We start from the raw sequence: 24,440 nt of genomic DNA, 5'->3' as shown, positions 1-24,440 counted from the left end.
CATGCGTTGGTCCCTGCTCATACCGCTCCTGCTCGGCTCGCCCCTTTGGGCGGCGGATTGGGATGTGCCCAACCGGGCAGGGGCCATCAACGAGATACTGGCGCAGGCGGCGGATGGGGACACCCTCCGCCTGAGCCCCGGCGTTTACACAGAAACGCTGGTTCTGGACCGGCCCGTCACGATTGACGGGCTGGGACAGGCCACCATCGACGGACAAGGCGAAGGCAGCGTCATCACCGTGACCGGGCCGGGTGTGACCGTGCGCGGTCTGACGGTGATCGGATCGGGCTCGGACCATGACGGGATCGACAGCGGCATCCAGTTGACCAAGACGGCCCATGCGCCGGTGGTCGAAGACAATGTGCTGCTGGGCAATCTCTATGGCATCGACATCCATGGGGCCAAGGACAGTATCGTCCGGCGAAACCGGATTGAAGGGCGGCAAGACCAGCGCATGAACGAGCGTGGCAATGGCGTCTATGTCTGGAACGCGCCGGGTGCGGTGGTTGAGGACAACGATATTCGCTATGGCCGCGACGGAATCTTTGTAAACTCGTCGAAGAAGAACACCTTCACCGGCAACCTGTTTCGCGATCTGCGTTTTGCCGTGCATTACATGTATGCCGACAATTCGGTGGTCAGCGACAACGTCTCGATCGGCAATGATCTGGGCTACGCGGTGATGTTCACGACCAATGTGACCGTGGCCAATAACGTCTCGATCGGCGACCGCGAACATGGCGTCATGCTGAACTATGCCAACAAAAGCACCATCACCGGAAACGTTGTGAAAGGTGCGAAAGAGAAATGCACCTTCCTCTATAACTCGAACAAGAACGAGTTCACTGATAACTGGTTTGAGGGGTGCGGCATCGGCATCCACTTTACCGCTGGCAGCGAGCGCAACCGCATCGTTGGCAATTCATTCATCGGAAACCGGACGCAGGTGAAATACGTCTCGACCAAATGGGTCGAGTGGTCCGAGGACGGGCGCGGCAACTACTGGTCCGATTTCGCCGCTTATGATGTGGATGGCAACGGCATTGCCGATGCCCCCTATCGCCCCAATGACAGTATGGACCATGTGCTGTGGACCCAACCCTCAGCCAAATTGTTGCTCGGCTCCCCTGCCGTGCAGCTGGTGCGCTGGTCTCAATCGGCCTTCCCGGCGCTGTTGCCGGGGGGTGTGATAGACAGCAACCCATTGATGCAAGCCCCTGAACCCCCAGCTATGAAAAAGGTGCCTCATGACGGATAAGGCCCTGTCAATCGACCATGTTCTCAAGGACCGTGGAAAAAACCGCGTTCTTGACGATATCACCCTGTCTCTTGCCCCCGGTCAGCGCGTTGCGCTGTTGGGCCATAACGGTGCGGGCAAGTCGACGCTGATCAAATCCATCCTCGGCCTGACGCCGATCCATGGCGGAGCCATTCGGATCGGAGATGCCACCCCCGGCAGCGCGCAGGCGCGTCGCGAGACGGCCTATCTGCCCGAAGCGGTGTCGTTTCATCCCGCTTTGACAGGGCGCGAGCAGTTGACCCTGTTTGCGCAGCTTTCAGGCGCAAAGGCCGACGTGCTTGGCCTGTTGGAGCGCGTTGGTCTTAGCGACGCATTGGACCGCCGGATCGGTACCTATTCCAAAGGCATGCGGCAACGTCTGGGTCTGGCGCAGGTGCTGTTGGGTCAACCGAAAGTGGCTTTGCTGGATGAGCCGACAAGCGGGCTGGACCCGATTTCTCGGCAGGACCTGTACGCCATCATCGACGAACTGGCTGCCCAAGGCACAGCCGTTCTAATCGCCAGCCATGCGCTGACCGAGGTCGAGGCCCGCACCGACCGCATCGCCATCATGCGCAAGGGTCGGATGGTCGCCGACGACACGCTGAACAACCTGTCGGCGCTGGCCGGTCTGCCGATCCGCCTGAAGGTGCGCGCCAGCGCCAATGCCGATGCGCTGGCCGCAGAACTGGGTGGCAACCGGATCAACGGCGCATCGGTGGAACTGCTCTGCACCCCCGCTGACAAGATGGAGGCCCTGCGCCGGATCGCCGGGCTGGGCGACGCGGTGGCGGATGTCGAGATGACCCCGCCCAAGCTGGAAGACCTCTATCGCCACTACGCACAGGAGGATTTGCAATGACCCGCTTCCTCGCCATCACCCGCACCGAAATGCTGATCCTGCGCCGCAATCGCTGGCTGCTGGTCGCCACATTGATCATGGTGCTGTTCGCTTTGGCGCTGACCTTTGCGGGCAGCGCACCAACCGGCACGTTGGGAGTCGACATGCTGACCGTCTCGGTCGCGTCGATGACCACGCTGTCGGTCTATCTTGCACCGCTCTTGGCGCTGATGATCGCCTTTGACGCCATCGCGGGCGACGTGGATCGCGGCAGCCTGTCGCTGCTGCTGTCCTACCCGGCGGGGCGCGGAGAAATCCTGTTGGGCAAGTTCACCGCCCATCTGGCCGCTTTGGCCTTCGCCATGATCGTCGGTTTCGGCACCGCAGGCGCAGTGGCCGCCTTCTTTGGCGGCGCGGGTCCGGAAAGCCTGATGGCTCTGGCCCGCCTGATCCTCACATCTATCCTGCTGGGCGCCGTGTTTCTGGCGCTGGGATACCTGCTGTCCGCTTTGGCAAAGGGGGCCACGGCGGCGGCAGGTTTGTCGGCCGGGCTCTGGCTGGTTTTTGTCGTCCTCTATGATTTGGGCCTGTTGGGGGCCGTCGTCATGGACAAGGGCGGCACCTTCACCCAATCCGTCTTTCCATGGGTGATGGTGGCCAACCCGGCCGACGCATTCCGTTTGTGGAACATCGCCGCAACCGAGGGCGTCGCCATGGCCTCCGGCATGACCGGAGCGGCGCAAGCTCTGCCCGTTTGGGCCGCGCCCGCCTCGCTGCTGATCTGGCCGGTGCTGGGCTTTGCCCTTGCGCGTCTCGCATTTCGGAGAGTTGAGCCATGAGATACCTTGCCCTGATCGCTCTGGTCGCGTTGACGGCCTGCAAAGAAGAGGTGGCCGAGGCCCCCGACCCGGTTGATCTCACCCCGGATGCGCTGAGTTATTTCTGCCAGATGAACATCGCGGAACACGGCGGGCCCAAAGGGCAGATCCATCTGGAAGGCTATCCCGCGCCTTTGTTCTTTGCGCAGGTGCGCGACATGCTGGCCTATCTGAAAAGCCCCGAACGCGATGCTAAGATCACCGCTGTCTATGTCAGTGACATGAGCGTCGCGCCCAGCTGGCGGCAACCGGGGATTTCCAACTGGATCGCAGCCGATGGTGCGACCTTTGTCGTCGGCGCCGATGTGGCCGGTGGCATGGGTGCGCGAGAAGTCGTGCCCTTTGGCGACCCCGCTGCGGCAGAGGCGTTCATTGCCGAATATGGCGGCGCCGCCCTGCCACTGTCTGATATTCCTGATGCCGAAGTGCTGGGCCCCGTCGATTTGAACCTCGCGCTGGAGACGCCCGCATGACCATTCTGACCCGCCGCCGTTTCCTGGCCATCTCAGCCGCCTGCGCCGCCGTACCCGCCGCTGCTGGCAACGTCGCCCAATGGCGCGGTATCGCGCTGGGCGCACCCGCCAGCCTGAGGCTGGAAGGCTCGACGGACGCACAGGCCGCGCCGATCTTTGCTGCGGTCGAGGCAGAGCTGAATCGGCTGGAGGATATATTCAGCCTCTACCGGACGCACTCGCAGATCAGTCAGCTTAACCGGATCGGCCACCTGGTCACCCCGGCGCCTGAGCTGCTGGAGGTGCTGAGCCTGTGTTCCACGCTTCACGACGCTTCGGGCGGGGTGTTTGATCCGACGATCCAGCCCCTGTGGCTAGCACTCGCCAGTGGCGCGGCGGGGCCGCAGGTGGAACGTGCACGCCAGACGATTGGTTGGGACAAGGTTCACGTAAGCGCCGGTGAGATCCGCCTGCCGCATCCCGGACGCTCGGCGATTACCCTGAACGGGATTGCTCAAGGTGCGATCACTGACCGGATTGCCGCTTTGATGCGATCCTTCGATCTGCGCGATGTGCTGGTGGATATGGGCGAAGTCGCCGCCCTTGGCCAGCGGAGCAATGGCGAGCCGTGGCGCGTCGGGCTGGCCAAGCCCGACGGTGCTGTCGCCAAACGGATCACACTGCAGGACCGCGCCGTCGCAACCTCGGCCCCCGAAGGCACCATGCTGCAGGGCGATCAGGGGCATGTCCTGAACCCGAAAGGGTTGGGTGCGCCCTATCAGGCTGTATCAATCTCAGCCTCGCAGGCAGCATTGGCAGACGGGCTCTCAACCGCCCTATGCGTAACCCCGCGTGCCAAAACAAACGCGCTGATATCGCGTTTTCCGGGCGCGCGTATCGAGATGAGTATCTGAGCGCGGGTAAGACTTGTCGTAAGAGGATGGTGCCTCAAGAGGGACTCGAACCCCCGACCTTGTCCTTACGAAGGACCTGCTCTACCAGCTGAGCTATTGAGGCGATGCGGAAGCTCGTTTAACGGCAGCGCGCGGGTCATGCAAGCGTGGATTGCCGGGCCGGTGCGCGGTTGACCACTACGCATTCATCCCGCATCCTGACGCCAACATGATCCGCCCGGCGGGTTACGGTGGTTTATCAGATATTTGGCAAGGTCATTTGGATGTCCGGGAATTCGCAGAAGTCTTATGTGCTAGACACCCACCGGCTGCGCGACCCGGAAGAGACCCTGGCCATCGTCAAACCATTCCTCAAGCAGATGGGCATAACCCGGATCGCCAACCTGACGGGACTGGACCGGGTTGGATTGCCGACAGTGATGGTGACGCGGCCAAACTCGCGCTCGGTCGCGGTGTCGCTGGGCAAGGGGCTGTCGCTGAGCGCAGCCCGGGCTTCGGGCGTGATGGAAGCGATTGAATCCTGGCACGCAGAGCGGATCGAACTGCCGCTACGGCTGTCCAGCTTTGCTGATCTGGCGGTGGAGTATGTGGTCGATGCCGACCGTCTGCCCAGCGTCACCGGCGGGCAGTTCGACCCTCATCAGGCGATACTGTGGGTGCTGGGGCGCGATCTGCCCTCGAGCCAGCCCTGCTGGGTGCCGTATGAGATGGTGGACACCGATTATACCACCTCGCCCGTGGCTGGGCAGCGGGCGTTTCCGCGAACGACAAACGGGCTGGCGTCCGGCAACAACCTGACCGAAGCCAGTTGCCACGCGATCTGCGAGTTGATCGAGCGTGACGCCACAACGCTGTGGCACCATCAGGGCGCAACCCCGCGTGTTAATCCCCGTACAGTGGACGACCCGCGTTGCCTTCAGGCGATGGAACAGATTTCTGCGGCGGGGCTTGATTTGGGAATCTGGGACACGACCTCGGACATCGGCATCGCCAGCTTTCGCTGCGCGATATGTGAGGACGGAGGCACCACGGGCCATATCGGCATCGGCGACGGCTGCCACCCGGATCGCGCCATTGCCCTGCTGCGGGCGCTGACCGAAGCGGCGCAAACACGGCTGACCTATATCTCCGGGGCGCGGGATGATCTGGACCCGGAAGAGTTCTCAGACACTGCCCGGAACTGGCGCAGCGGATACATCCGCGAACTGATCGATGGCTCGGCGCCCATCGGTGATTTCACCGAATGCCCAACCTACGTGACCGGATCTTTCACGGATGACCTGTCTTTGTTGCTGGCGCGCCTGTCCGAGGCAGGCATAGATCAGGTGGTCACTGTTGATCTGTCGCGACCCGAAATTGACATCGCAGTGGTGCGCGCGGTGATACCGGGCTTGGAAGCGCCCCATGACGATCCCGACTTTGTCGCAGGCCCCCGTGCGCGAGCGGTGATGTCATGAGTGTGGTTGTTTTTGTCGGGCCGACACTACGGGCCGAAGCCGTACGCGAACATCTGAACGCCACTATTCTACCCCCGGTTCAGCAGGGCGATGTGTATCGGGCAGTGCGGGAAAAGCCGCGTGCGATCGGGATTATAGACGGGTATTTCGACGGGGTGCCCTCGGTCTGGCACAAGGAAATCCTGTGGGCCTTGGAGCAAGGTATACCGGTCTTTGGCAGTGCCAGCATGGGTGCGCTGCGCGCGGCAGAGCTGGCGGATTTCGGGATGATCGGGATCGGCCAGATTTTTGAGGGTTACCTGAATGGTGCCATCGAAGATGATGACGAGGTAGCGGTGCTGCACGGCCCTGCCGAGCTTGGCTTTCCACCGCTGAGCGAGCCTATGGTCTCGATCCGCGCCACCATTGCGCAAGCCAAGACAGCGGGTGTGTTGTCGTCTGAGACGGGCGACGCGTTGCAGCAAAAGGCGAAAGACCTGCACTACCGTGACCGGGTTTGGGATCGCATCCTTGAGGGCGCTTCGGACCCGCAACCCTTTCAACGATGGTTGCCCGAGGGGCAGGTGGATGCGAAAGGGGATGACGCCCGCGCGATGCTGGCTGAGATGGCCCGCTTTCTGAATGCTGGAACGAATGTGTCAGACTCACATCGCACCGAACGGACGCTGGTCTGGCGTGACCTCTGCGCTCGTGTGGATCGGGAAGCCGCACAACAGGATAGCGAGGCGCGGGCGCTAGTGGATGAGCTGCGGCTTGATCCGGTTCTCTACGCGCATCTGCGTGATCGCGCAGCGCTAGGCTTGCTGTCTAAGGACGAGACCCGCCGACAGGGGTTGGACCCGGATAAAGACGCCGTGGTCAAGCAGATGACCGAACATCGGCTGGAGGCCCGGCTACCCCGCCATGCGGATTTGCTCGAATGGCTGGAAGAAAATGACCTGACCCTTGTGCAGTACGAGGCGATGCTGGCCGACAAATCCCGTGTCGATATCGCAATCCAAACGCTGGCCGAGACAATGGATGCCGCTTTGCTAGCCGAGCTTCGACGCTCGGGCGACTACAGCGCGTTGCGCGACCGGGCCCAGCGCAAAGCGGCGCTGCCGCTGGACACGAGCAACGCCGCAATTCGAACGCGTGCCTTGGTCTGGTATTTTGAAACACGTCTTGACCAGAGGGTGCCGGATGATCTTGACTCCTACGCGATCGGGCTTGGCCTTGAGGGGCGCGATGCCTTGGTCGATCTGATTGAAGCCGAGTTCCTGTTTTGCCACACCAGCGGCGATCAGGTTGATCAAGAGCCAGGCTTGGCAACAGGTCTGCGCGCAGGCGGATAACGGGAGGGAAAAATGGCAATCTGGCCCGACTATTTAGAGAATGACCCCCCCGGCACGCGGTTCTTACTATATCCGCAATCGCCCTTTTTAGAGCCGAATTCCAAGCCCGAACTGGTTGAAATATCGGCCCCGCAAGGGACCATAGGCCCAGGCCCATCGGGCCCCCGCATGTATGCGATGTACCCGGTCGACAAAACGACCCCCTATGGCGCGATGATCGAGGGTGAAGACGGCCCCGAGATGTATCTGCCCGCATGGGACGGCTATATCCTGCCGCCGCCCGAGCCCGATGAGTTTGGCAATTTCATCCATATCGATCCCGAGGACCCGGCCTTTGAAGCCGCCCATCTGTTCGGAGCGGCCCATTTCACCATGGATGTGTGGGAGGGCTATTTTAATCGCCCGATCCCCTGGCATTTCGCGCGTGATTTCGAGCGGCTTGAGCTATCGTTGCTGCCAAGTCTAGATAACGCGCATATCGGTTGGGGATTTCTGGAAACCGGTGGCACTCGCGATATCCGTGACGAATACCGCCCCTACAGCCTGAACTTCGATGTGGTCGCGCATGAGATCGGCCATGCCATCATCTACAGCGTGGTCGGCATGCCATCCGAAGAGGATGCGACCGGCGAATATTATGGGTTCCATGAATCGGCGGCCGATATGGTGGCGCTGTTGGCGTCGCTGCATTTCGGCTCGGTCGTGGATGAATTGCTGAAAAACACGCGCGGCAACCTTTATACCTATAACCGGCTGAGCCGCTTTGCAGAGCTGTCGCAGAACTCGCAAATTCGGATCGCCGCCAATGACCGGACGCTTTCTGAATTCTCGCACGGGTGGTCCAGTGAACACGCCCTGTCAGAACCACTGACCGGGGCGATGTTCGATATTCTGGTCGATATCTACCACGAACGACTGGTAGCACATGACGTGATCGACCCGGAGATGGAGGAGCTCTCGGACGAGTTGGAAGGGACCGACGAATACAATGCGATCATGCAGGACCTGTTCGACGAACATTACGCAGCCGACCCCGAAGGCTTTCGGGTTGCCCTGATCGAAGCGCGTGATTTGCTGGGGTCCTATCTTGCAGATGCGTGGGAGAAATTGGACCCCAATATGCTGAGCTACTTCGGCGTTGAACGCGCCTTGGTCATGGTCGATCACGAGGTCACCGGCGGCGCATTCCGGCAGATTATCGAAGGCAATTTCCGCATGCGCCACATCGGATTGACAGCGCCCGGCCCCCGTTTGACCAAGCCCGACGGGACGAGCCATGCCGCGTCGGTTCGTACGCTGTCACCCGAGGTGAATGAACCTTAAAGTCTTTGTTTTTCCCCCGCTATTGTGGCAGGTTACGCGCACGGGGTGATAATAGTGACATTCAACGCGCACTGAATGCGCAAACCGGGACAGGCGAGGCAATCGGCAGCGTCGACCCCCGATAGGGAGAAAGTGATATGTCTGAGTCCTTACTCAGTTTTTCCGAGGTATTACTGTTTGGGCGAGAGTTAAGTGATTTAAAACTGAAACAACGCTCGGTCCGGTTGGCCGAAGAGGTTGAGGAAGACTACGACTTCAGTAAGAAATTCACCAAAATCGACGGCGTACATGTCCGGGAAGACGATCGTGTTCTGGTCCAGGTCGGGGATGCGGCAAACGAAAAGTCCGGCATCTACAAGGTCATCAAGGACGGCGACAAGTTCAAGTTCGACAAGCGGAAGAAGGTTCCGCACGACTCGTTTGTCTACATCCGTCGCGGACGTCAGTTCAAACATACCCACTGGCAGCAGATCGCGAACCGGCACTCGGAACAGCTGTTCATCGAACAGGATGGCCGCCGGAGGGGTCGTGGCGTCAATAATTTCATCGGGGACCAGTTCGGAGGCGATGCACGGCTGGCCCGGATTTACGGCTTCGCCTATGACGGCACCTATTACGAGATGCCGGAACCCACGATCTTTCTGGTGCATGGCGAAGGCGAGAGCGCGACGGGTGGCAACCTGCCCCATGGCTTCAAGCTGCAGACCAGCAATGACGCTAACGCGCCGGACACCACGCAACAGGCCGCACGCGCGCCGATGAACCCCTCGGTTTCGGGCGTCGCGGCAGCGGATTACCAGATGGCCAATGATATTCGCGTCTGGAACTACGATCAGGCCGATTACACCATCCGCATGGATATCGCAGCCGGTCAGATCGAAGACGTGCTGCTGGACGTCTATTTTGAGTATGACGCACCGATGATGTCCGGAGCCAAGGTCTCGGGCGCCAAGGTGAGCGGGGCCAAGGTCTCGGGCGCGAAGGTCAGCGGGGCCAAGGTGTCCGGTGCTAAGGTGTCAGGTGCCAAAGTCAGCGGCGCAAAGGCACGTGGTGAATAGGAAGGTTGAAATGATCCTGACCGATTGACGTTTGGTTTTATTCCAACGTCTGCTTTGGGTTGGCGGGCCATTTATGCCTGACCCGCCATCCCTTTCGAAGATCAGAACTTGCCGTTTTCGTGCGCCATTTCGGCTGGCGTAGGCGAAACGACGTCCCAATGTTCAACGATCTTTCCATCTTCGACGCGCCATAGGTCGAAGAAGGCCCAAGGGTTCCCGCTGACGGTGGCATCTGAGGCGACAAATACAAAGTTGCCTTCGGCCACCACAATCTGCGGCTCGAATTTGGTGATCACATTCCCCTGCTCTGCCCAGGCTTTGGTGCCCTTGATCAGGCCATCGATCCCATCGGCAAGCATTGGATTGTGCTGCATATAGACCACGGAATACATCGGAGCTTTCTCAGGCGCGGCACCGCCCAGAACGTCACGCACAAACCCCAGAACCAGCGCCTTGTTTTCTTCTGTTTTCTCAAGATCGGTGATCTCGGTCGGCCCATCTGTCATGCCACGGCCCGACACTGTTGTTTCGGGAACGGGCTGCAAATTGTCCCAATGTTCAGCAACTTTGCCATTCTCGACGCGGAATATGTCAAAGGCGGCGAGGGTCGGTGCACCAAAAGCGTCCGCGTTGTCGAACGTGCTGTGCAATACAACCATATCGCCCTCGGTGATGACCCGGTGGGTAGTTGCAGTCATCCCGGATTGTTCGACCAAAGGGATCAGGCCGGCCAGGCCTTCGGCTCCGGTCGGGACTTGCGGGTTGTGCTGAATATAGTCCGGGGTAACGAGCTGTAGCGCTGCCTCCGGATCATGTTCAGCAAAGGCAGCCGTAAAAAGTGCGATTACAAGTTCTTTGGGGGACATGTTGATTTCCTGTGATTCGTATCTACTGGATACGTGGTAGCAAATCCATACTACATTTCAATTACGTACTTTAAAATGACCTGGTATGCTTGAGGCTACTGCCTGAATTTTCAGGGAGTTGTACCGAGGCCAACGTGACGCTATTGTGCGATTAAGTTTCGAAACAATACCAGAGACTGAGATGCTACCAATTGGTGTTGCCAACAAGTCAGAAGCTTCCAACTGCTCAATCCGTTCCGTACTGTCCAATGTGACGGGCAAATGGCGGATGATCATCATCCTTGCGCTGGAGGATGAGCCGAAACGCTTTGGCGATCTCAAGCGCTGTATCGGAGACATCACACAAAGTGTGTTGACCGAAAACCTGCGCGGGTTGCAACGTGATGGTTATTTGACCCGCACCGTCGATCCCGGACCGCCAGTGGCAGTGTCTTATGAATTGACACCTTTGGGCAGAAGCTTGCTTGAAATGCTGAAACCGCTCGTCTTCTGGTCGCATGAACAAATGGATGAAGTCAGGCGGTTACGCATGCAGTTCGACCGCGAACAGGCGAGTTGATTTTATAGGCGAGATCGGGCAGCAGCTCAGAACCCGGCCTTTTTGAGCCCCTCGACAAAATGCTGCGTGTCGTCAGACAGGCGGTCTGGCTGAACCTTGGCCCAGCGCGATAGTGAGAAATTGGGATGCGCTGCGCGGTGTTTGTCGGCGATCTGGCGGGCCATTTCCAGCTCGCCCTTATGGGCATAGCTGGCGGCCAGCACGCGCTGCCCCTCGGTCGGGTTGTTCATCTTGTTCACGCATGAGATCACGTCGTCATAGCGTTTGAGATTGTAATAGGCCCCGCCCAGATGCCACAGGTACTGATCGGGGAAATAGGGGTTCAGGCGCATCGCCTGCTGCAGATGTTTGATGGCGGTTTCGTTGTCGCCCCAATGGGCCAGCGCATCGGCGTAGTCCGAATGCATGTCCGCATCGTTGGGGTTAAGCTGCAGGGCGCGTTTGTAGGATTCGATCGCCGAGTCATGCTCTTTACGATAAAGCTGCACATAGCCCAGCTCTCCAAACCCGCGCGCGTCTGTGGGGTCAAGCTCCACCGCACGCTGAGCCAGCGACAGCGCCTTGTCCAGCGCGCTGTTTGGGTCTTCGGTCCAGGAATAGCGCCAATCGATGTTGAGCGTGCGTGACAGCGCCGCCGCGGCCCGTGCATACCCGCCGTCGCGCTCAAGCGCGGATTCGTAGCAATGCTGCGCCTTGCGGTTGTCGTTGCGGGTGTATTTGAAAATATGGTGCTGCCCCTGCAGAACCGAACCATAAGCCCGCAGGTCTGACGGGATTGCCTGCACCATGCGCAGCTTTTCATGCGACTCGATCATGACTGCAGTGGCGGCAACGATGCACTCGGTCACCTCATCCAGGATGTCGAAGATATCATCGAGCTTACGGTCGAACCGTTCACCCCAGATGGTGCGTTCGGTGTTGGCGTCAATCAGCTCGGCCGTGATCCGGATACGACTGGACGAGCGGCGCACACTGCCGCGCGCGATATAGCGCACGTTCAGACGCCGAGCGGCCTCTTGCGGCGACATCGACTGGGTCTTGAAGAAGAACGAGGAATTCCGGGCAATGATGAACAGGTTCCGGAACTTGGACAGGTTCATGATGATGTCGTCGGTCAGACCTTCGGCGACCCAGCTGTCATCTTCATCCCCGCCTTGGCTAGTAAAGGGCAGCACCGCAACCGACGGGTTATCGGGCCTTTCAAGCACTTCCAGCTGCATCTCAGGACGTAGGGTTGCGGCCATTGTTGCACCCTCGACCTCGGTTCGGACACAGTAGGTCGCGACCGGAGACATGATGTTCTTGAGCTGCTTGGGACCGAGGAATTCATAGCCATAGCGCAGGCGGTTACGGATCTGTTCATAGACGGCTGCGCTGACATAAACCCGTTCTGGCTCGGCAATCTCCTGCAGGCGGGCAGCGATATTGACGTTGTCACCATGGATACCGCGTTCGTCCATCAGAACTTCGCCCATGTGAACGCCAGCGCGGAATTTGATGTTGTGCTCATCATCGCGCGCCTGATTATGTTCCGCAGCGATCCGATGCAGTTCGATGCTGAACTCTACCGCACTGGTCGCCGTGTCGAATAAGGCAAGGATGCCGTCACCGCGCACTTCGATGATTTTGCCCTGATACTTTGAGCAAGCCGATTCAAGCTGCGAAAGCAAAGACTTCAACGCGTTATACGTATCCATCTCGTTCTCGCTCATCAGGCGGGAATAGCCGACAACGTCGGCAAAAAGCACCGCGCCTAGTTTCTGTTTTATTGATGCGTCCGAACCGGTCGTGTTCACTGGCAATACTCAATTGTGTTGTCATGTCGAATCCGACAGGACTGTTTTAGCAAAAAATGACTCAGAATACGTAACATTTTAGGTATCTGCACCGGAATCGGGGGGCCAAGACCACCCAGAGGCATCAAAACTGACCACTGTTTGGGTGCCTAACTCCTGCGCGAGCACCTCTCGACGCGCGATCCAGTCCTGCTTCAACATGCCGACGACAACCATGTCATGGAACTGCCCATCCGCGAACCAGGCCTGACGCATCGTGCCCTCGATCTCACAGCCGATTCGCTGGATCAGATCACGGCTGCTGTGATTGTCGGCCCGGTAATACGAGGTGATACGGTTCAGCCCCAATTGCCGGAATGCGAAATCCAGCATCAGCGCAACCGAACGCACCGCCACGCCATGTCGACGGATGGATTTGTCGACAAAAACCGGAACCACCGCATCCCTGTTGACGCTGGAAATTGCTTCAAGCCCGGTCATCCCCACCAGATCACCACTGTCAGATTCGATTGCGAACCAGCATTTGCAGCAGTCCTTTGAGGTGTTTATCGCGTCTTCCCAATATTGTTCGGTCTGTACCAGGTTCTGAGGAATGCGCGACGTTCGGTCGAACAGTGCCAGGTCATGGATATCCTGAAACCAGCGCGCAACTGTTCCCAGATCCGTCTTTTCCAGAGGGCGCAATCTGAACAACCGGGGTGAGCTATCGGGCAAGAGAAAATATCCTCCGAGTACAATTCTGAAAATCTATTCGCGGGATACTAGCACGAAAATTTCAGAAACAATAAGAGGTTGTTCACACAACGCAGCCGTAGGCCGCTACCCGCTGAACGGGTGCAGCCGACAAACTTGTAATGGGTGGCAGGTCGTAAAGAAGCGTTACGATCAATCAGCGGTTTTCAGCGCGAATAAGGAAGATGTTGCGCAGGTAGATGGACAGGCCCATCGACTGACCCAGAATAAAGACCGGGTCACGGCGATAGATCGCATAGCTCAGCAGGATAAGCCCGCCGCCGATCGAAAGGTACCAGAACGCCATCGGGATGACGGATTTCTTGGCGCGCTCGGACGTGATCCATTGCACGATAAACCGGGCGCTGAACATCAGCTGACCGGCCAGACCGATAAAGACCCAGAGCGCCTCGGTCGGGCTGTCGACGTGCAGGATTTCCAGAATGGTTTCTTTCATGACCGGGACGCCTCGGTTGCGGAAACGGATTTGGCGCGGCGGGTCAGCCAGACGACGCCGAACAGATCCCAGATGCCGACCATGGCCCGCCCGAAATTGGTGTATTTGGATTCGCCCGACAAACGCTGCTGATGCGCCACATCCACCAGCGCGATATTCCAGCCATAGGCCTTAAACAGGGCGGGCAGATAACGGTGCATATGATTGAAAAAGGGCAGATCAAGGAAAGCCTGCCGTCGGAACGCCTTGAAACCGCAGCCGGTGTCACGTGTGCCGTCTTTCAGCATCCAGCCCCGCAGTGCATTGGCAAAGCGCGAGGCAAGCTTCTTTGACGCAGTGTCTTGTCGGCCAACCCGTTGCCCCGCCACCAGGCCAATCGAGGCATCACCACCCGACACCAGCGGCGCCCAAATCTTTGGCAGCTCTTCCGGCGGGTTCTGTCCGTCGCCATCCAGCGTGCAGCAGATATCCGCGCGTGCCTCCTTGACGCCGGAATGCACGGCAGCACTTTGGCCACCGGCCGTTTTGTGCTGCAGGATGCGCAGTTGCGGACAGTCTTTCTGCATCTGTTGCAGCGCCGCAAAAGTGCCATCGGTCGATCCATCATCAACCGCGACAATCTCGAACGCGGGCAATTCGGTCGCAGCAGTGCAGATGCCCTGGATAAGACCAGGAACAGCCCCCTGTTCGTTATGCATGGGAATCACGATCGACACAGTGGGTCGATTGTCAGCGTTGGCATCATGATCAGCATGCATAGTGGATAGCTTTACTTGTTTCAGTCTCAGGGCTTTTGCGGGATCAACGGCGAAAATTCAAGTGGTCACCGCATGGCAGGCCAACATCAGCGCAACTTGTTGGGGCATTGTTCAGCGATGGGGCGGATTGCACCGTGTCTCCTATTCAGGGGCGGGCGTGACACCGGTTGCTGACCAATAGACCAAACCGTCAACCGCAGTTGGCTGCGTCTCGAGCCCGATCAGGTCAGGTGCCAGCTCAGACAACTCACCCTCCGAACAGAGCCCTCGCAGAGGGCCGGTGGTATAGCCGAACCTGTCGAGGTATTTGTGCAGCTCCAGCCGTCTGAGGTAGGCAAAGCGCCTACCGTTGGAAGCAAAGACCGATGCGGCCCCGGGCGGTACGCGCAACTTGCGGTCATAGGCGCAGAGCAGCAGGGTTTCATCCGGCTGCAGCATTGCACCCAAAGGGGTCAAAATCTCGGCCTCGGGCACGCCCAAGCGCACGCGGCCCTTGCCCAGATCGGTGGCATCGCGGTCATAGAACAGGCCGCCTGCAACAAAGACCAGACCCAGCGCGGCCACCATCCCGGCCCAGCGCAGGCGCTTGACCGAAAACAACAAACCGGTTGCCGCGACCATCAGCATCGGCAGGATCAGCAGGGTGTAGCGTGCATAAACCTTGCCGGCTGCGGCCCACATCATGATAACGAAGAACGCTGCTATCCCTGTTGCAGCAAGAAGTCTGGGCCGCTTTTGCAGAAATGGCAGAGCGCAGATGCCGACAAAACCCAGTAGCCGCAACCACGGCTCGCCCGCGATGATCAGATCATAGAGTTTCCCGAAGCCGCGATCGCTGAGCGATGGGCGAAAACGATCCAGCATCTCGCCTTTGATGTTGCCATCAAGCGAGTCGCCAAAGAGGAACCGAAGCTCTTGCAGGATCGGCCAGGCGAAGGCCAGCGGGATCGCAATTTTGAGCGTCCGGCGAAACGTTCTGTTCTGCCAGATCTCGCTGAACGGTTCCGTCTGCCATCTGTTGGTCAACTTCAGCGTCAGTAGTGCCAGCGCTAGAAAGGCCAGCGGGGTTGGGCTTTTCTGCAAGGCGGCCAACACCAGAGTTGCGCCGAAATAAGGCCAGTATTTCGGCTTTTCCAACGCTGCCAACAGGGCTGCAATTCCAAGGGTCGAAAAGAAAACCGCACCGGTATCAAGCATCGCGGATGTGGCGTGTTGCCAGAACTGAAGCGACGTGGCCACCAGCAGGACCGAAGGCAGCATGGCCCAGGGGCTGTCCGGGATCATCACCCGCGCCAGTACGGCCGTTGCCATCAGCGCGCCCAGCGCAAAGATCATCGACGGCAGGCGCAAGGCCAGAATATCAGATACGCCAAACTCCATCAGCAGCGCAGACATCCAATACTGCATGGGCGGTTTTTTCAGGCTAGGTTCGTTGTTGGAATAAACCGCCAGCCAGTCCCCATTGCGCGCAAAGCCTGTACTGCGGTCATAAGTGTAGAATTCATCGTAGTGATAGATGTTCCCAACACCCAGATCAGTCAGATACCAGGACCAGACCAGGACCATCACCAATGCGGTGGCGAAGTAAGGAAGCAGTCTTAGCCAATTTGGGGAGGTACCGGTCATGCTTTCCGTGGTCCTATCGCGTCATAGAAATATGTGGTGTTGATCCCGCCGGGCCTTGTTTGAAACTGCCGCGCGTCGCGCTCCCATTATTGCGTCGCCCGTCCAAGAGCAAGAAGTTTAGAAGGGCGATCGCGCTTGTCAGACTGCAGGCTCGGCCTCGTCGGGCAACATCAGGCTCAGCTCACCCTCTTTGAAGCCATCGAAGGACAAGTCCCAGCTGGCACCGGGCCAAAGCAGTTGCAACTGCTTCTTCGCAGGCCGATAGACCGCAGTATAGAGCGTGCCGAAACCTGATCTGAAAGCCGTTGAATAAAGCGGCGGACGCAGGAACGCATCGATAAACCGCTTCTCGCTTTCCGGGTGCTGGTTGAGACGGTTGAGCAAGAACCTTTCGCGTTCCACGGTGGCCGTAAAGCGCGCATGGGTGGACCATTCGACATGGCCCTGATGGTTTGTCGCGACCGGCTGGTCCGAGATTTGCGGGTGCCGGTCCGGGGCAAGGTACACCGTGCTGTGATTGTGTTTCGCATCCAGAACGGTGACGTTATAGCTCATATGACAAGGGATGCGGCACAGGCAGTCAACCGCTTGCGCAGTGGTCTCGCAGGTTTGAAGGACATAGCGCAGGATCAGCGGCACGCCAAAGCCGTCGCCGACCTCGCGCCGCCCGCCAAAGGTGAGCGAGACCGTCAGACCGGCATCGTTGATGCCATCAAGCAGACCCAGAACGCCGTCGCTCATCCCGATGATCCCGCGCCCGTCCCAGCGGGTTTTCAGCAGAGCGGCGTCAAAGGTTTTTGGATGGTAGTCGTAATTGCGCACCAGAAACGGTGTCTTGCCACGCCAAATCGCCTGGCTGCAGCCCGAAAGATATTTCGGCGGGCAGTAAAAGCTGAGAAACCGCGCCTGGCTGTCGCTGCCGCCGACCAATTCGACGATCTCTTCATAAAGCGGCAGAATCTCGGGCATGTGCTTTTGCAAGGCGCGGAGGCATTCGCGATAGGTGGGGCGGGCCGAATATCCCTCTTGCGCCCACCATTTGCGGTAGGCGGGCCAGTATTCGGCAAACAGCCCGGCCAGCTTGGGACCGGGCTGTTCCTCGTCGATTGAGCGAAAAACAAGCGCCATGGGGCTTTCTACATAATTTTGAACGCGGGGTCTTCCATCGGCTGTGCCGCGGGCAGCGGTTCAGCCGTATAAGCCGAAGTGATCCCATGAATCCACTTCTTCGATTTGTCCGTCAGTTTGAAGCCCTTGGTCATCGACCGCCCGCGAGTCACGAGGATACCCAAATCAGCGCCCTCATAGCGGTAATCACCGACATTCGAGATACGCAGGAAGAACGCTTCGTTCTCGCCCACCGCGCGGCGGTGATAGTCGAACCGGTCGAACACGACGCGGCCATCTTCCAGCATCTTGTAGATGCCCGACTGTGGGGCCTGCGTGATCCGGTCGACACTGTCATCGGTGTGTTTGATTACCATTTGCGACCAGCTGTCGATCATGTCCGGATCCGCCCAGCGGGCATTCAGTTCCTCGACATCCAGCTCGAAGGGCTTCTTTGAAAACTCAAGTAGATGGAACAGAAACAGTGGCGCATCAGCGTGCGCAAAGGCCGCGTGGTTGGTCATCGAGCTGGCGCCAGTGATACGGGGGTTCAATTCGCCCAACCACAGTTCGTCGGTTTTCTTATCGATCAGGAAGTCGAGTTCGAAATAGCCGCGATAGCCTGATTTGCGCAGCTCTTCCCCGAATTGGAAGGTCAATTGCCGCGCCTGTTCACGTGCTTTCGGTGGAAAGGCGGTTGAGAAAATCTCATTCCCGCACCAGCCGCCGCGATAGGGGGTAAGTTCCTTGAAGCCCACAAGCTCAGTCATCAGCGGGCCAACGATGGTACCCTCCGAGGTCGCACAGGCCTCGATCGCCGCCCCGCGACAGTCGATCCGCTTCATGATCTTGATCTCGCCTTCGCCGATGATCTCGTCTTTGTGCTTGTTGAAATCGGCCTCGGACTTGATGAAAAACGTCGTATGGCCACTGTCGCCGAAGGCGGATTGTAGCACCAGATCATTCCCCAATCCGGCCTTTTCGCAGATCTTTTTCAGGTGATCATAGCTTTTGACAACGCTCAGCGTGTTGGGCACCGAAGGCACACCCGCCTTATTGCCGATACGGACAGTTTCGATCTTGTTGTCACATTTGGTGCGCAGCTTGGCTTTGGGGAACCACAGCTGACCGCCCAGCTCCTTGACCAGCTTCTCAGTCGTCTCGTCGAACATCAGGAAGACAAACTTGGGCTTGCCACCGCGCCGCTTGACCAGGTCGATGACCTCTTTGTGCTGCAGCAGATAATTGTTGATGTCTTCGATGGACTGAAACTCATCATGCGGCATTTCCGAAGGCACAAACACGTTCGGATGTCGCCCGTCAAAGCAATCCATGTAGCAGATATAGGTGAAGTTCATCACCCATTCATCCAGCCCCAACAGGTTGAAATTGGTTGCCGATACGAAATAGATCGGGTCCTTGTTGGTATGGAAATACCGGCGGATTTCCGAGATGTTTTTCAGCACCTTCTTTGGCATGATTGTTGTCCTCCCTGACCCCTTAGGGGTTCTTTACTGATTTCAAAGCGTCTTCGGTAAAAATGCGCAGGCCCAGATCGGCACGGAATCCGTGGATCTCTGACACGTCCAGTTCCTGCATGAATTTGAGAATTTCAGGGCTGATCACCTGCCCCGGTACCAAAATGGGAAAACCCGGCGGATAGGGAATCACGAAGGTGGCCGAGACCATCTCTTCCCCGGCTTCGAGCCGTTCCAACATCTCCTTGTCGGGCTCGACGTAGTCGCAATTGTCTTCGTCATAGGACAGAAAAAACGCCGTACGGATGTCACCGGCTTCGGTACCTGCTTCACAGCGGAACGCATCGTGGAACCGACTAAAATCAGGCAGAGGTGGGACGTGTTCGCTCAGGTTGCTGACGCGCTTTTCAAAGGCCCGTTTTTCCATCTTCGAGGCATCGTCCATCAGATCGTCTAACTCCTTGGCGATCTCGACCAGAACCTCGATCAGATAAGCGACCGAGCTGCGTGTGGTGCCGATATTGGTCATGAACAACACGGTATTGCGCGAGGTCTTGTTGATCTGGATGCCGTATTTATCCATCAGGATCTTGGTCTTGAACGTATCGCCGTCCCAGCCCGTGGCGCCCACATGCAGCGTGATGCGGGTGGCATCCAGAACAAACTCGTCCTTGGCCCAGCAATCCCAAACATCGGCCCATCCCTGATCGGGATCGAAATAGCTGGTCATGCCGCTTTCGCGATATTGCTCGGGGATCATGTCGCCCGCCGTGACCAGCTTGAAATACTTTCTGAGCAGCGGATGGGTCGTCACGGCCCGGCGGATTGCCATCGCGCTTTCGACCTGCCGCTGGACGAACTCGTACCCTTCGATCTCGACCTGCCTGCGGCCCACATCCAGCGAGGCGATGATCTGATAGTTGGGCGAGGTCGAGGTGTGGGTCATATAGGCCTCGTGAAAGGCCTCTTCCACCGCGCCTTTGAACTGCTGGTCGTTGACATGGATCATCGAACCCTGCCGCAATGAGGTCAGCGTCTTGTGGGTTGATTGCGTCGCATAGACCCGGACCCGCGCGTCAGGCGGCGCGATCAGGCGGGCGTTTAGCAATGTTTCGTCATCTGCACCTTCGAGAGCCGCCTGTTGGGCCTCGTAGGCCTCGGCATGTTCCGTCGAACGGAACTGTTCGCGCAGGATATTGGCCGACCGCATTGCCGTGCGCACACGAGAATTGGGCGCAAACCTTGCATAGGCGAACCACGCCTCATCCCACAGGAAAACCAGGTCTTTCTTGATCGCGAGACATTCCTGCATCACCCGCTGCACATTGTAGACGATGCCATCGAATGTACAGTTGGTCAGCAGCACCATCCGCACACGATCAAGCTTCCCAGCAGCGCGTAGGGCCAACAGTTTGTGCTTGATCTCTCGGATTGGCACCGCGCCATACATCGAGTAATCGTGCAGCGGATAGCTGTCCATATAGACGACGCTCGCCCCCGCCAGCACCATGCCGTAGTGGTGCGATTTGTGGCAATCGCGGTCGATCAGCACGATATCTCCGGGCCGTACCAGTGCTTGCACAACGATTTTGTTGCAGGTCGAGGTGCCGTTAGTCGCAAAAAACGTCTGTTTAGAGCCGAATGCGCGTGCGGCAGCCTCTTGCGCCTCTTTTATCGGGCCCTTCGGCTCCAGCAGCGAATCCAGCCCGCCAGACGTGGCCGAAGTTTCCGCCATGAAGATATTTGATCCGTAGAACGCCCCCATGTCCTGAATCCAGTGGCTGCGACTAATCGATTTACCCCGGCTGATCGGCATCGCGTGGAACACGCCCGTGGGCTGTTTTGAGTATTCCTTGAGCGCCGTGAAGAACGGTGTCTTATAGCGCCGCTGCACCCCGCGCAGGATGTTCAGGTGCAATTCCAGAAAGTCTTCCTGATTGTAGAAGACCCGCCGGCACAGGCCCAGATCGAGACCGGCAATATCTTCCGCCGAACGGTCGGTGATTAGATAAGCGTCCAGCTCGGGGCGCAGCATGCCGATCCTGCGGCAGGTTTCAGGGCCGTATTCCGAGGGGGACAGCGCATCAAGATCGGCGCCCTCGCCATAGAGGCTGATATAGCGGCCCAAAACATTGGTTTCGTTCTTGGACTTCAGGCTAAGGCCCGGGCGAACAATGACCGCCTGTACATTCTGGTTGAACAGAACCCCGATCAGCGCATCCTCGACACTGGGAACGACAACGGTTTCATAAATAAACGGATCTTCGCTGCGGCGCATCCGTTGCAGGCTGGTTTGCAGGAACCGTTCCTGATGTTCGTTGACCTTGTCAACGATCATCACCTCGAAATATGGGCGGCCCAGCGCGCGGGCTTCATGGCTTTGGGTGGACTCGTCCTCGAACTCATCAACCTCGGTCTCATCCGCGATCAGCGGGATCGAGCGGCGACGATAGGCCCCTGAGGTCAGCGCCCGCGACACCCGGCGCACGGCGGTTGAGAAATCGCCAAAGTTCCCATGGTCCAGCAAACGACGCAGATAGTCGAACGCCGATCCGCCCGGAAAAGCGAAATACACCTCGATCGGGGCCAGCGCCTGCAGCAACTGCCGTGCCCGGTCCCGATCTTTTTCGTTACCGCCCTGATCCAGGGACTCGGCCGTTTCCCGCAGCGCGCTCCACCGGTCTGCCCTCAATTGCGAGGCGCTGTAGTAGTCCGAGATGGTGTGGAGCTTTTCGCTATCGGAAATGCCGTGCATGAAATTTTTCCTTTCTGCCGATACCGAAAAGCTGGGCCGGTATCAGTCTGTGCCAGAGCGCCCTTTATAGAGATACAGATTGTCGGGCTTGGTCGCGGCGTCTTCAGTATATCCCAGCGCCGTTCTGGGGTCGGATGCAGCGACGCCCGCAACGTCGCCTTTCTGCGGAATGCGCAGCGGGCCGAGCGTGTGCAGATAGGCATCCGCCCCGCTAGTCCGGTCATAGACCGGGAACTCCGCCTCGCGGTCGCGGAAGCTTTTGAGAACCTGCCCCAGACCTTTCAGTCCGACCTCGCGTTGGCGGCGAACCTGATCAAGATCGATCTCAATCGGGAAAATATCCTCTTGCCCTGCGGATTGGTGCAGCACGGTGGCCGATGGGTCGACGACCAGCGAGCGGCCCACGCCCCCGGCGGCCAGCCCGTTCACGTCAAACACATAGCATTGGAACTGCGCAGCGGTCGCCTTGGCGATCGACAGCTCGGCCTCGCGGTCGGTTGTGCCGGTCAGAACCGGGTGCAGCAGAACCTCGACCCCTTGGCTAGTCAGGTGGCGGGTGGTTTCGGGGAACCAGATATCGTAGCAGATCGACAGGCCAAACCGGCCCACATCCGGCACATCAAAGATGCAGAATTCGGTACCCGATGCGATGTTCTGTTCATAAGGTTTGAACGGGAACATCTTGGAGTATTTTGAGACGATCTCACCTTCGGGGTTGATCACCACCGAGGTGTTGAAAATCCGTCCATCTTCGTGCTTTTCGAACATCGAACCGGGGATCAGCCAGATCCCATAACGCCGAGCGGCATCCTGAAAGCGCGACAGGTCGTCATTGGGAAAGGGCTGTGCAAACCGGTCGAGCGGACCATGAGGCGCCAGTTCGCTGAACAGGGCCATCTGGGTCCAAGGGAACCGCGCCATCATAATGTCGATCCGGTGCAGCATCGCGTCGACATTCGACTGCAACGCACCGACATGCATCTGGATTCCGGTTATCGCAAAAGGGGTCATTTTTCGTTTCTTCTCATTTTCTTGCCGATTGCGACCGCCGATTTGATCCGGCGTTCTTCATCGGAACATAAAACCGTGTGGTCACGCAAGCCTGCTGTCCTCAGGCTATGGTTTTCCGAGGCGACTGCCCTCATACTGCGGCTTCCTCGGCGGTATCTTCTGCCTGCGGTTCCACAAAATCGATGTCGTTGCGAACCCAGAAGAACCGGAATCCGCAACTGCGCAGCCATTTCTCAAGCCGATCAAGGCTGGACCACTCCCGCCGCAGCCCGCGCGTGGATTCGACCAGCGCCCATTGGCCATCGACCAGAAAGTATACAGTCCAGGTATTGGGATGCGCCGAGTGGTTGGCAAAGCCGCCGCTGATCACCTCACGCGCCGTGCGAACGGCGACCGGATAGTCGCCGATGCGACCCTCAGCCGCGAGAATGGCCAGATCGTTTTGACGGATCGTGAATGTGGGAAGGGGGGCGTCGTTCATGCAGCCTCGATCTGCGCCGCGTCCAGCAGCGCTTTGCGCCGTTCACTGATATCAGCTGGCTTCAGGTTTTCGACGCGGGTCGCCAACGTCCAGACATGACCAAACGGATCGGCAATCGTGGCGCAGCGTTCGCCCCAATAGGTGTCCGCCGCCTCAGCGATCAGGCTGGCACCGCTTTCCAACGCGACTGCAAGGGCAGTGTCCACATCTTCGACATACATATGATGCCCAATCGGAGTAACTGTGCCCGGAATGGCGGGGCCGTGCGCACCCCATCCGGCGGTGACAAACAGCATCGAGTTGCCGATCTTGATCGAGGCAAAGCCGGGGGCCTCATCCGCGTCATAGGCCTGTATCTTCGCATCAAAGGCGCTTTCGTAGAAAGTTAGCGCGGCATCGACGTCGGCGACGGCAAGCGATGCGGTGCAGGTGCGATAGCCACGTGGCAGAGTGGCAGGTTTCTTTTTCATTCCGGTACTCTCTGAATTGGGCGGCGGACACCCTGGATTATCTGCAGGAATTTCCCGCACTATGCATCATACTGTGGATCAAACCAGGAGATACTGCAACACTATGATGCATAGTGCTGAAATTTCTGCCGTGATGCTTAGAATGTAGGCGGAGTGCAGGCGCTGATGACCCGGCAAACTTCGGGGCCGACCTGCCTGAACCGGTGCGGGGTGCGACTGTCGAAATAATAAGCATCGCCTGGTCCCAGTACCTTGCGCTTATCACCCACGGTCACCTCCACCCGACCCGAAATGACAATACCGCCCTCTTCCGCCTCATGCCCGTACATCACGCGACCGGTGTCAGCCCCTAGCTCGTAAGTTTCCTGCAAGATCATCATCGCGCGACCATGCAGGTTTGATCCTACCTGCCGCAGAGACAGCCCACCCTTTCCGATCTCAGTAAGTTCTTCTGAGGCGTAAAACACGGTCTGCTCAGGTTCGATTTCGAAGGAAAAGAAATCGGACATGCCAATCGGTATGCCTTGCAGAATACGCCGTAACGCACCAACCGATGGATTCATCTTGCCCGACTCGATCAGTGAGATGGTTGAGTTCGGCACATCCGACTTCTTGGCCAGCGCCCGCTGAGATAAGCCTGCACGCTCTCGCAAGGTTCGCAGGCGCAATCCGAGGGTCAAATCCTCTTGGCTGGTGTTCTTCATGTTCAGTATCCGCAACACTTGATCCTGCCGGGACGGTAAATCAATGGCTTATGAATCACAAGAAACAGGCTTTCGCTTGCAGGCGCAGATACTACAGTCGCGCA

The 24,440-nt window shown here is 58.4% G+C and carries 23 protein-coding genes and 1 tRNA gene; 10 read left to right on the top strand and 14 right to left on the bottom strand.

Translation table 11 applies throughout. The features are described 5' to 3' along the window. Position 1 precedes the first annotated feature (1 nt). Genes I5192_RS16900 through I5192_RS16880 form a run of 5 tightly spaced genes read left to right on the top strand, consistent with a single transcriptional unit; the run spans position 2 to position 4,364 of the window. Positions 2-1,258 (top strand): nitrous oxide reductase family maturation protein NosD, encoded by a 1,257-nt coding sequence (locus I5192_RS16900; RefSeq protein ID WP_223117354.1) that lies wholly within the window; start codon positions 2-4, stop codon positions 1,256-1,258. Then, positions 1,248-2,141: an ABC transporter ATP-binding protein gene (locus I5192_RS16895; protein WP_223117353.1), complete on the top strand. Its 894-nt coding sequence runs from the start codon at positions 1,248-1,250 to the stop codon at positions 2,139-2,141. The genes I5192_RS16900 and I5192_RS16895 overlap by 11 nt, the downstream gene beginning before the upstream one ends. Further along, positions 2,138-2,959, top strand: a complete 822-nt coding sequence (locus tag I5192_RS16890; RefSeq protein ID WP_223117352.1) for an ABC transporter permease — start codon at positions 2,138-2,140, stop codon at positions 2,957-2,959. The genes I5192_RS16895 and I5192_RS16890 overlap by 4 nt, the downstream gene beginning before the upstream one ends. Further along, a complete protein-coding gene (locus I5192_RS16885; protein ID WP_223117351.1) occupies positions 2,956-3,471 on the top strand; it encodes a nitrous oxide reductase accessory protein NosL in 516 nt (171 codons plus the stop codon). Before I5192_RS16890 ends, I5192_RS16885 begins: the two co-directional genes overlap by 4 nt. Continuing rightward, positions 3,468-4,364 (top strand): FAD:protein FMN transferase, encoded by an 897-nt coding sequence (locus I5192_RS16880; RefSeq protein ID WP_223117350.1) that lies wholly within the window; start codon positions 3,468-3,470, stop codon positions 4,362-4,364. The genes I5192_RS16885 and I5192_RS16880 overlap by 4 nt, the downstream gene beginning before the upstream one ends. 27 nt (positions 4,365-4,391) lie before the next feature. Here I5192_RS16880 and I5192_RS16875 read toward each other — a convergent pair. Then, positions 4,392-4,467 (bottom strand) — tRNA-Thr (locus I5192_RS16875). A 160-nt stretch (positions 4,468-4,627) separates the two neighbouring features. Between I5192_RS16875 and I5192_RS16870 the strand changes: the two genes are divergently transcribed. From I5192_RS16870 to I5192_RS16855, 4 genes are all read left to right on the top strand, one after another. Beyond that, a complete protein-coding gene (locus I5192_RS16870) occupies positions 4,628-5,821 on the top strand; it encodes a YcaO-like family protein (RefSeq protein WP_223117349.1) in 1,194 nt (397 codons plus the stop codon). Continuing rightward, positions 5,818-7,155, top strand: coding sequence for a TfuA-like protein (locus I5192_RS16865; RefSeq protein WP_223117348.1), 1,338 nt, complete (start codon positions 5,818-5,820; stop codon positions 7,153-7,155). The genes I5192_RS16870 and I5192_RS16865 overlap by 4 nt, the downstream gene beginning before the upstream one ends. A 12-nt stretch (positions 7,156-7,167) precedes the next feature. Further along, positions 7,168-8,478 (top strand): hypothetical protein, encoded by a 1,311-nt coding sequence (locus I5192_RS16860; RefSeq protein WP_223117347.1) that lies wholly within the window; start codon positions 7,168-7,170, stop codon positions 8,476-8,478. Positions 8,479-8,615: 137 nt separating this feature from the next. Continuing rightward, positions 8,616-9,536 carry a pentapeptide repeat-containing protein gene (locus tag I5192_RS16855; protein ID WP_170397991.1) on the top strand — a complete coding sequence of 307 codons (921 nt, stop codon included), beginning with the start codon at positions 8,616-8,618 and terminating at the stop codon, positions 9,534-9,536. Between the two features lie 101 nt (positions 9,537-9,637). Here the strand turns inward: I5192_RS16855 and I5192_RS16850 are convergent, their stop codons facing one another. Continuing rightward, positions 9,638-10,402: a nuclear transport factor 2 family protein gene (locus tag I5192_RS16850; protein WP_223117346.1), complete on the bottom strand. Its 765-nt coding sequence runs from the start codon at positions 10,400-10,402 to the stop codon at positions 9,638-9,640. Between the two features lie 181 nt (positions 10,403-10,583). Between I5192_RS16850 and I5192_RS16845 the strand changes: the two genes are divergently transcribed. Then, the gene (locus I5192_RS16845) at positions 10,584-10,961 is read left to right on the top strand and encodes a helix-turn-helix domain-containing protein (protein ID WP_223117345.1); all 378 of its coding nucleotides are present in this window, start codon (positions 10,584-10,586) and stop codon (positions 10,959-10,961) included. Positions 10,962-10,987: 26 nt separating this feature from the next. Here I5192_RS16845 and I5192_RS16840 read toward each other — a convergent pair whose 3' ends face one another. The 12 genes from I5192_RS16840 to I5192_RS16785 form a co-directional block, all read right to left on the bottom strand. Further along, positions 10,988-12,757 (bottom strand): adenylate/guanylate cyclase domain-containing protein, encoded by a 1,770-nt coding sequence (locus tag I5192_RS16840; protein WP_170407986.1) that lies wholly within the window; start codon positions 12,755-12,757, stop codon positions 10,988-10,990. 78 nt (positions 12,758-12,835) lie between these two features. Continuing rightward, complete coding sequence (locus tag I5192_RS16835) at positions 12,836-13,471, bottom strand: GNAT family N-acetyltransferase (RefSeq protein WP_223117344.1); 636 nt, start codon at positions 13,469-13,471, stop codon at positions 12,836-12,838. Positions 13,472-13,646: 175 nt separating this feature from the next. Continuing rightward, positions 13,647-13,946 carry a lipid-A-disaccharide synthase N-terminal domain-containing protein gene (locus I5192_RS16830; RefSeq protein ID WP_039542759.1) on the bottom strand — a complete coding sequence of 100 codons (300 nt, stop codon included), beginning with the start codon at positions 13,944-13,946 and terminating at the stop codon, positions 13,647-13,649. Further along, on the bottom strand, positions 13,943-14,704 hold the full coding sequence (locus tag I5192_RS16825; protein WP_170407982.1) for a glycosyltransferase family 2 protein: 762 nt from the start codon (positions 14,702-14,704) through the stop codon (positions 13,943-13,945). The genes I5192_RS16830 and I5192_RS16825 overlap by 4 nt, the downstream gene beginning before the upstream one ends. A gap of 141 nt (positions 14,705-14,845) precedes the next feature. Beyond that, positions 14,846-16,330: a glycosyltransferase family 39 protein gene (locus I5192_RS16820; RefSeq protein WP_223117343.1), complete on the bottom strand. Its 1,485-nt coding sequence runs from the start codon at positions 16,328-16,330 to the stop codon at positions 14,846-14,848. Between the two features lie 138 nt (positions 16,331-16,468). Beyond that, entirely contained in the window at positions 16,469-17,458 is a 990-nt protein-coding gene (locus tag I5192_RS16815) for a C45 family autoproteolytic acyltransferase/hydolase (RefSeq protein ID WP_170425427.1), read from the bottom strand. Positions 17,459-17,466: 8 nt separating this feature from the next. Next, complete coding sequence (locus I5192_RS16810) at positions 17,467-18,915, bottom strand: biotin carboxylase (RefSeq protein WP_170407976.1); 1,449 nt, start codon at positions 18,913-18,915, stop codon at positions 17,467-17,469. 22 nt (positions 18,916-18,937) lie between these two features. Then, complete coding sequence (locus I5192_RS16805; RefSeq protein WP_223117342.1) at positions 18,938-21,670, bottom strand: aminotransferase class I/II-fold pyridoxal phosphate-dependent enzyme; 2,733 nt, start codon at positions 21,668-21,670, stop codon at positions 18,938-18,940. A gap of 42 nt (positions 21,671-21,712) precedes the next feature. After that, positions 21,713-22,681 (bottom strand): carbon-nitrogen hydrolase family protein, encoded by a 969-nt coding sequence (locus I5192_RS16800; protein ID WP_170407972.1) that lies wholly within the window; start codon positions 22,679-22,681, stop codon positions 21,713-21,715. Positions 22,682-22,811: 130 nt separating this feature from the next. Beyond that, on the bottom strand, positions 22,812-23,162 hold the full coding sequence (locus I5192_RS16795; RefSeq protein ID WP_170397963.1) for a hypothetical protein: 351 nt from the start codon (positions 23,160-23,162) through the stop codon (positions 22,812-22,814). Beyond that, on the bottom strand, positions 23,159-23,632 hold the full coding sequence (locus tag I5192_RS16790; RefSeq protein ID WP_170397960.1) for a VOC family protein: 474 nt from the start codon (positions 23,630-23,632) through the stop codon (positions 23,159-23,161). Before I5192_RS16790 ends, I5192_RS16795 begins: the two co-directional genes overlap by 4 nt. A gap of 137 nt (positions 23,633-23,769) precedes the next feature. After that, entirely contained in the window at positions 23,770-24,336 is a 567-nt protein-coding gene (locus tag I5192_RS16785; protein ID WP_170425413.1) for a cupin domain-containing protein, read from the bottom strand. Between the last annotated feature and the right edge of the window lie 104 nt (positions 24,337-24,440).

It is taken from the genome of Ruegeria sp. SCSIO 43209 (assembly GCF_019904295.1).
GTDB lineage: Bacteria > Pseudomonadota > Alphaproteobacteria > Rhodobacterales > Rhodobacteraceae > Ruegeria.
The sequence above is the reverse complement of the archived record's forward strand: the minus strand, read 5'-3'. Positions and strand labels throughout refer to the sequence as shown.